The organism is Micromonospora sp. NRRL B-16802, from assembly GCF_001279555.1.
Classification (GTDB): domain Bacteria; phylum Actinomycetota; class Actinomycetes; order Mycobacteriales; family Micromonosporaceae; genus Micromonospora; species Micromonospora profundi.
The window spans coordinates 64759-71662 of sequence record NZ_LGEB01000063.1; the positions used below are offsets into that span (position 1 = coordinate 64759).

Here is a 6904-nt window from a genome sequence, read left to right on the forward strand (position 1 = left end):
TGCGACGCCAGCACGCGGCGCCCATCGTGTCGTTCGATCATTCGGGCAGCTCCAGGCCCGCTGCCGCGAAGTCCGCGCGCAGCTGGGCGATCTCGTCGTCGGTGGCGTCCACCAGTGGGGGCCGCACCGGGCCGGCCGGCAGACCCAGCGACGCCAGGCCCGCCTTCACCAGAATGGTGCCCTGGGTACGGAAGATGCCGGTGAACAGCGGCAGCAGCCGCCGGTGCAGGGCAAGCGCGGTCGGCATGTCCCCCGCGTCGTACGCCTCGATCATCTGTGCGGTCAGCGCCCCGGTGAAATGCGTCGAGGTGCCGACCACGCCCACGCTGCCGACGGCCAGCGCCGGCAGGGTGAGTGCGTCCTCGCCGCTGTAGAACGCGAGGGCGGTCCGGCTGGTCACCCAGCTGGTGGCGGTCAGGTCGCCCTTGGCGTCCTTGACGGCGACGATCCGGCCGTGCTCGGCGAGCCGGACCAGCGTCTCGGTGTCGATGGGTACGCCGGAGCGGTGCGGGATGTCGTACAGCATCACCGGCAGGCCGGTGGCGTCGGCCACTGCGGTGAAGTGCCGCAGCAGCCCGCTCTGCGGCGGCTTGTTGTAGTACGGCGTGACCACCAGCAGGCCGTGCGCGCCGGCTTTCTCGGCGGCGGCGGCCAGCTCGATGGTGTGCCGGGTGTCGTTGGTGCCGACCCCGGCGACCACTTTGGCGCGGTCGCCGACGGCCTCCACGACGGCCCGGATCAGGCGTTCCTTCTCCGCGTCGGTGGTGGTCGGCGACTCGCCGGTGGTGCCGTTGATGACAAGCGCGTCGTTGCCCTGCTCGTCGACAAGGTGCGTCGCCAGCCGGGCGGCGCCGTCGAGGTCGAGCGAGCCGTCGGGGGTGAACGGGCTCACCATGGCCGTGAGCAACCGCCCGAAGGGGCGGGACACCGCACGGGCGACGGTGTCGGGGTGGTCGTGCGTCATACCTTCCAACCTAGCGGACGACCGACCGGGGCCAGCCGGGGAAGGCCTCAGGACGCCTCGTGCGGGCTGGCCGCGACCTCGGTGCCGTCCGGCAACGTGGAGATCACGAAGTCGGCGAAGACGTTCGGGGCGACCCCCTGCAACTGGCGCAGGCACTCCACGGCCAGCTCGCGGATCTCCACGTCGGCGTGCTCGGTGGCCCGCATCGCGATGAAGTGTCGCCACGCCCGGTAGTTGCCGGTGACCACGATCCGGGTCTCCGTGGCGTTCGGCAGCACCGCGCGGGCCGCCTGCCGGGCCTGCTTGCGGCGCAGCGTCGGGTTCGGCTCGTCGGAAAAGCGCTGCTCCAGGCCCTCCAGCAGCTCGGTGTACGCCCGTACGCTCGCCTCGGCGGCCTCGGTGAAGCGCTTGTGCAGCTCCGGGTCCTCGGCGATCACGGCCGGCTCGACCATTGCCGCGTCCCGCTCGGGGACGTACCGCTGGGAGAGCTGGGAGTACGAGAAGTGCCGGTGCCGGATCAGCTCGTGGGTGAAGGAGCGGGAGACCCCGGTGAAGTAGAACGTGACCGAGCCGTGCTCCAGCACACTCAGGTGCCCGACCTCGAGGATGTGCGCCAGGTAGCCGGCGTTGGTGGCGGTCGCCGGGTTCGGCTTCTTCCACGACTGGTAGCAGGCACGGCCGGCGAACTCGGCGAGCGCCTGGCCACCCTCGGCGTCGGTCGACCACGGGACGTCGTCCGGGGCCGCGAACTGGGTCCACGCGATCAACTTGACCTGGGGCTGCACCATCTCCGGCATGCCTGGGACTGTAATCGTCGGCGGCCCCGCGCCCAACTCGGGCTCGCGGTGCAGAAACCGCCCAGCCGCAGCCCAATCACCGACGCTTCCCGAACCAGCGGGGTCATACGTGTCCAAGATCTCGACAAGGCCGCCGACCCCCGCCGACCCCAGCACCTCCCCGACTCCCTGTAGACCTGCCCCACATCTGGGGCGCACGCTGCGCGGTCCGCAAGCCCACCTGCGTCCCGCCGACCTCCGCCGGCCCCCGCCGACCCCCGCCGGCCCTCCGCCGACCCGGCCGGCCCCGCCGATTCCCGCCGATTCCCGCCGGCCCCTGCCGCCTCCCTTGGCCTGATGGGTTGGCGCGAAACACTCGGTCCGGACGCGATGAGGCGCTGGGTGAGCGCGTCGGCCCACCCCAACCACCATCGGCGTACCACCGCGGTGCTGGCCTCCGCCTGCCTGTAGAGCTGCCCCGGATATGGGGCAGGCGCTGATCGGTGGGCGGTGTGCGCCGGCCCGGTGCAAAGATCTGGCTGCGGCCTGCGCCCCGCACCACCAGGGCGGCGCCCTCATGCCCCACATCTGGGGCAGCTCGACAGGGGCACGGAAAGGTCCTACCTCGCCCCCGGCCGGGGGTCAGGCTCGCCCGGAGGCGGTCAGACGTAGAACGAGGTGAACGGGGCCCAGGGCAGGTTGCGCAGTACCGAGAAGGCGAGCCACGCGGCCAGGAAACCGCCGATGACCTTGGAGCTGATCCGCAGCTCGGGCAGCCGCCAGCCGAACGCCTGGTTGCCCGCCCAGGCGACGAAGAGGTACGCCAGGAACGGCAGCGCGAAGACGAACAGGAAGTGGTGCCGGGCAGCGGCCGGCAGGTCGCCGTGCAGCACGTACCAGAGGGCTCGGGTGCCACCGCAGCCCGGACAGTCCAACCCGGTCGTCAGCTTGAGCAGGCAGGTCGGCGCGGCGTCCGGGTTGGCGTGGGTCGGGTTGCTCAGCAGCGCGTAGCCCATGCCGGCGGCAACGCAGCCGACGGCTGCCAGCGGCACGGCCCAGCGCGGCGAACGCTCGTAGAGCCGCAACACGAACCGGGTGAATCGGTCCGGCTCCGGTGTCGGGTAGCCATAGCCCGGCGGAGGACCCGCCGGCCACCCGGCAGAGCCAGCAGCGACCGGACCGGCCGGAACCGGGCCGCCAGCAGCGCCAGGGCCAGCAGCGCCAGGGCCAGCGGCAACCGGGCCAGCAGCAACCGGGCCAGCAGCGCCAGGGCCAACCGGGCCGGCAGCACCAGGGCCGGCCGCGTCCGGGCCAGCGGCTTCGGGTGACACCGTGTGGACCGCCCCGGGGGCGGGGTTCGGCTGGTCGACCGGTCCGGGAACGCTCGTCACGCGCTCACGGTACACCGGACACGCCGGCCAACGCGGCGGTGAGCGGGCCCGCCAGATCGCCGGCTGCGGGCGGTGCCACCGCGCTCAGCCCCAGCCAGTCGGCGAGCCGGTACAGCTCGGCCGCCAGGGCTACCGAGGTCTCCCCCGGGTCGGCGCCCGGCTCGACCCACGCGGCCGGCACCAGCAGCACCCCCGCCTTACGGTCGGCCTTCAGGTCGACCCGGGCGGTGAACCGGTCGCCCTGCAGGAACGGCAGCACGTAGTAGCCGTGGACCCGCTGCGGCGCCGGCACGTAGATCTCGATGCGGTAGGTGAAGTCGAAGAGCCGCTCGGTGCGGGCCCGCTCCCAGACCAGGGGATCGAAGGGGCTGACAAGCGTGTTGCCCCGAACCCAGCGAGGCAGTCGGGCCGACGCGTGCAGCCAGGCCGGCTGTCGCCAACCCGCGACGGTGACCGGCACCAGCTCACCGGCCTCGGCCAGCTCCGCGATGGCCTGGCGGGCGCCGGCCAGTGGCAGCCGGAAATAGTCGCGCAACTCCGGCTCGGCCGCCACCCCCAGCGAGCGCGCGGCGAGGGCCACCAGACTCCGGTACGCCTCGGCGTCGGTCGGGGTTGGCGCGGCCAGCACGGCCGACGGGAGGACCCGCTCGGGCAGGTCGTAGCGGCGCGCGAAGGACGTGGTGCGCTCCGCTGCGGTCACCTCGCCGGCCCAGAACAGGAACTCCAGCGCCCGCTTCACTGCCGACCAGTTCCACCCCCAGTTGCCGGTCTCGCGGGGCGCGTCGTGCTCGATCTCGGCAGCGGTCAGCGGGCCACGGGCGGCCACCTCGTCGCGTACCCAGGCGACAAGCTCCGGCTGCTCCTCGGCGATGCGTCGCATGCCTCCCCAGGACTCGCTGTGCGCGCGGGCCATCCGCCAGCGCAACAGCGGGTGCAGCCCGACCGGGACCAGCGAGGCCTCGTGGCCCCAGTACTCGAACAGCTCACGCGGCCCGCGGTAGGCGGCCTGGTCGAGCATCGTCGTCGGGTACGGACCGAGGCGGCTGTAGAGCGGCATGTAGTGCGCGCGTTGCAGCACGTTCACCGAGTCCACCTGGATCAGACCGACCCGGTCGAGGACCCGGCGCAGGTGCCGGCGTGTGGGCACGCCGGCAGGCGCCAGGTCGGCGAAGCCCTGGGCTGCGAGCGCCACACGCCGGGCCTGTGCGAGCGAGAGTGATTCCAGTGCGGCCATCGTCGGCGACCCTAAATCATGGGTACGACGCCGGTGCGGGAAGTGGACTCGGACCGTCACTGGGCATAGAACGGTGCAATGCTGACGATCCGCCGTGAGGAGCCGGACGACGCCGACGCGGTTGCCCGGGTGCACGTGCACGGCTGGCAGGCGGGTTACGCCGGTTTCATGCCGGACGAGGTGCTCGCACGGCTGAACGTGGCGGCCTGGGCGCAGCGCCGCCGTGCCGTCGGCACCGCCGACCCGGAGCATCCGTTCACCACGCTGCTCGGCGAGGCGGACGGACTGGTCGTCGGCTTCACCACGTTCGGGCCGTACCGTCGAAACCAGGACCGCGACGACCTGGACCCGGCCGTCGGCGAGGTGCTGGCGCTCTACGTCGAGCCGGCGTTCTGGGGTGACGGGACGGCCGCTGCGCTGTTCGCCGCCGCGCGGGCCGGGCTCGGTGAGCGGGGCTGGACCGACTATCGACTGTGGGTGCTGGCGGACAACGTGCGGGCACGCCGGTTCTGCGAGCGGGCCGGGTTGTCACCGGACGGTGAGCAGGCGACCTATCAGGTACCGCTCGCCGGCGGGCGTGGGCCGGTCGGGCTGGTCGAGCTGCGGTACGCCGGACGCCTCGACGGCTGACCCGGGTGGGGTCAGCCACCGGCGGATCGGCAGGAAGGCCAGCAGCGCGAGGCTGATCCAGACGTACGCGTTGCTGCCCAGGAAACCGTCGACGCCTGTGAAGTCCTTCTCCCAGAACCACACCGTACGGCTGATCAGCAGCGCGTACCCGATGGTCGCGGCGGCAAGCAGGACCCGCCTGCGGCGGCCGGCGGGCGCGGCCATCGCGTTGTCGACGAGCAGGATCAGCGCGGGCAGCAACCAGACCAGGTGGTGCACCCAGGTGACGGGGCTGACCAGGCACATCACCGCGCCGGTGAGCGCCAGGCCGGTCGCCTCGTCGCCGGCCGCGACGGCGGCCCGGGAGCGCCAGGCCCAGAGCGCCAGGGTGGCGAGCACCAGCAGCAGCCACAGCAGGGTGCTCGGGTGCTGCGGGTCGAGTCGGGCCACCACCCCGCGCAGCGACTGGTTGGAGACGAAGGCGAGTTCGCCCACCCGGCCGGTGTTCCACAGCGCTTCGGTCCAGAACTCCCTCGACGCGTTCGGAAAGAGCGCACCGGCCAGCAGTGTGACACCGGCCGCGGTGCCGCTGGCGGTCAGCGCCGCGCGCCACCGCCCGGTGACCAGCAGGTAGACGATGAAGATGCCCGGGGTCAGTTTGATCGCCGTGGCCAGGCCGATGCCCACACCGGCCCACCGGTTGCCGGTCGGCAGCAGCCGCAGCAGGTCCACCGCCACCAGGAAGAGCAGCAGTGTGTTGACCTGGCCGAAGTTGACGGTTTCCCGCATCGGCTCGAAGGCTGCGGCCAGGCAGAGCGCCACGGCCAGGGCGAACCAGCGCGTCCAGCCGGCGCGGCGGGCGATCGGGTCTACCAGCCACCAGATCAGCAGCGTGGTGGTGACCACGCTTGCCGTCACGCTCACGATGATCGCGGCGGTCCACGGCAGGTACGCCATCGGGACCATGACCAGCGCGGCGAACGGGGGGTAGGTGAAGCCGTACTGGGTGCCGGGTTTGAGGTAGTCGTAGATCTCCCCGCCGTCGTGCACCCACCAGGTCAGCGCGCCGTAGTAGACCTTGAGGTCGAAGAAGCCGTGCCGGACGGCCGCCACGGCGAGGAACGCGGTGACCGCCGCGGCGAGCACCACCACGCCCGCGACCTGCGCGGTCGTCTTGTTGGCACCCTGCGCCACCGTCGCCTCCCTGGCCCTGCGTAGGCTTCCGTCCCATGGCTCTCGGGTACGTCCGCCCGGCGCGTCCCGAGGACGCCGGCGAAATCGCACGCATCCAGCTCGCGACCTGGCGGGTCGCGTACCGCCGGATCCTTCCGCGGCACGTGCTCGACAACCTGGACGAGGCGTTCCTCGCCCGGCGGTGGAGCGCCGCGGTGCTGGAGCCGCCCTCGGCGGCGCACCGGGTGCTTGTCGCCGTCGAACAGGCCGAGCAATCGTATCTGGTGGGGTTCGCCGCCTCCGGCCCGGCCGACGCCGAGGCGCTGGCTCCGGGCGAGCCGGCCGAGGCGCTCGGCCCGGACGTGGCGGCGGTGACCGACCTGCTGGTCGAGCCGCGCTGGGGTCGGCGTGGGCACGGCAGCCGGCTGCTCGCCGCGGCGGTCGACCTGTGGCGGGAGGACGGGCTCAGCCGGGCGGTGGCCTGGGCGTTCGAGGGTGACGAGGCGACGCGGAAGTTCCTGACCAGCACCGGCTGGGAGGCCGACGGCGCGGCCCGCGCGCTGGACGTCGACGACATGCTGGTGCCGCAGGTACGCCTGCACGTGGGCGTCCCGGCCGAGAAGGTGTCGGCCGACGACTGACGCGGCACGCCCGCCGGACTAGTGCCTCGTCTTTGAACGTTGATCGTGTAATCCGTTGGTTCTGAGGATGTGTCGGGCAGGCTGTCTCCCATCGTTTCTGGTCTGGGAGGTGGTGG

General features: G+C 72.5%; 7 protein-coding genes. 2 read left to right on the forward strand and 5 right to left on the reverse strand.

The genetic code is table 11. The features are described from left to right. Window positions 1-37: 37 nt before the first annotated feature. The 4 genes from dapA to ADK66_RS16970 form a co-directional block, all read right to left on the reverse strand. Window positions 38-964, reverse strand: coding sequence for a 4-hydroxy-tetrahydrodipicolinate synthase (dapA, locus tag ADK66_RS16955; protein ID WP_053656390.1), 927 nt, complete (start codon window positions 962-964; stop codon window positions 38-40). Between the two features lie 47 nt (window positions 965-1011). Beyond that, window positions 1012-1752, reverse strand: a complete 741-nt coding sequence (gene thyX, locus ADK66_RS16960) for an FAD-dependent thymidylate synthase (protein WP_053656418.1) — start codon at window positions 1750-1752, stop codon at window positions 1012-1014. Window positions 1753-2402: 650 nt separating this feature from the next. Continuing rightward, window positions 2403-3071, reverse strand: a complete 669-nt coding sequence (locus tag ADK66_RS30790) for a DUF2752 domain-containing protein (RefSeq protein ID WP_082377498.1) — start codon at window positions 3069-3071, stop codon at window positions 2403-2405. A gap of 64 nt (window positions 3072-3135) precedes the next feature. Then, window positions 3136-4365 (reverse strand): winged helix-turn-helix domain-containing protein, encoded by a 1230-nt coding sequence (locus ADK66_RS16970; protein WP_053656395.1) that lies wholly within the window; start codon window positions 4363-4365, stop codon window positions 3136-3138. Window positions 4366-4443: 78 nt separating this feature from the next. Here ADK66_RS16970 and ADK66_RS16975 point away from each other — a divergent pair, with 78 nt between their 5' ends. After that, window positions 4444-4995 carry a GNAT family N-acetyltransferase gene (locus ADK66_RS16975; protein ID WP_053656397.1) on the forward strand — a complete coding sequence of 184 codons (552 nt, stop codon included), beginning with the start codon at window positions 4444-4446 and terminating at the stop codon, window positions 4993-4995. On the opposite strand, the gene ADK66_RS16980 is transcribed toward ADK66_RS16975, so the two are convergent. Next, window positions 4894-6168, reverse strand: coding sequence for a glycosyltransferase family 87 protein (locus tag ADK66_RS16980; protein ID WP_053656399.1), 1275 nt, complete (start codon window positions 6166-6168; stop codon window positions 4894-4896). The two genes, ADK66_RS16975 and ADK66_RS16980, sit on opposite strands and share 102 nt — an antisense overlap. 35 nt (window positions 6169-6203) lie before the next feature. Between ADK66_RS16980 and ADK66_RS16985 the strand changes: the two genes are divergently transcribed. Further along, window positions 6204-6788, forward strand: a complete 585-nt coding sequence (locus tag ADK66_RS16985) for a GNAT family N-acetyltransferase (RefSeq protein WP_053656401.1) — start codon at window positions 6204-6206, stop codon at window positions 6786-6788. The last annotated feature ends 116 nt before the right edge of the window (window positions 6789-6904 follow it).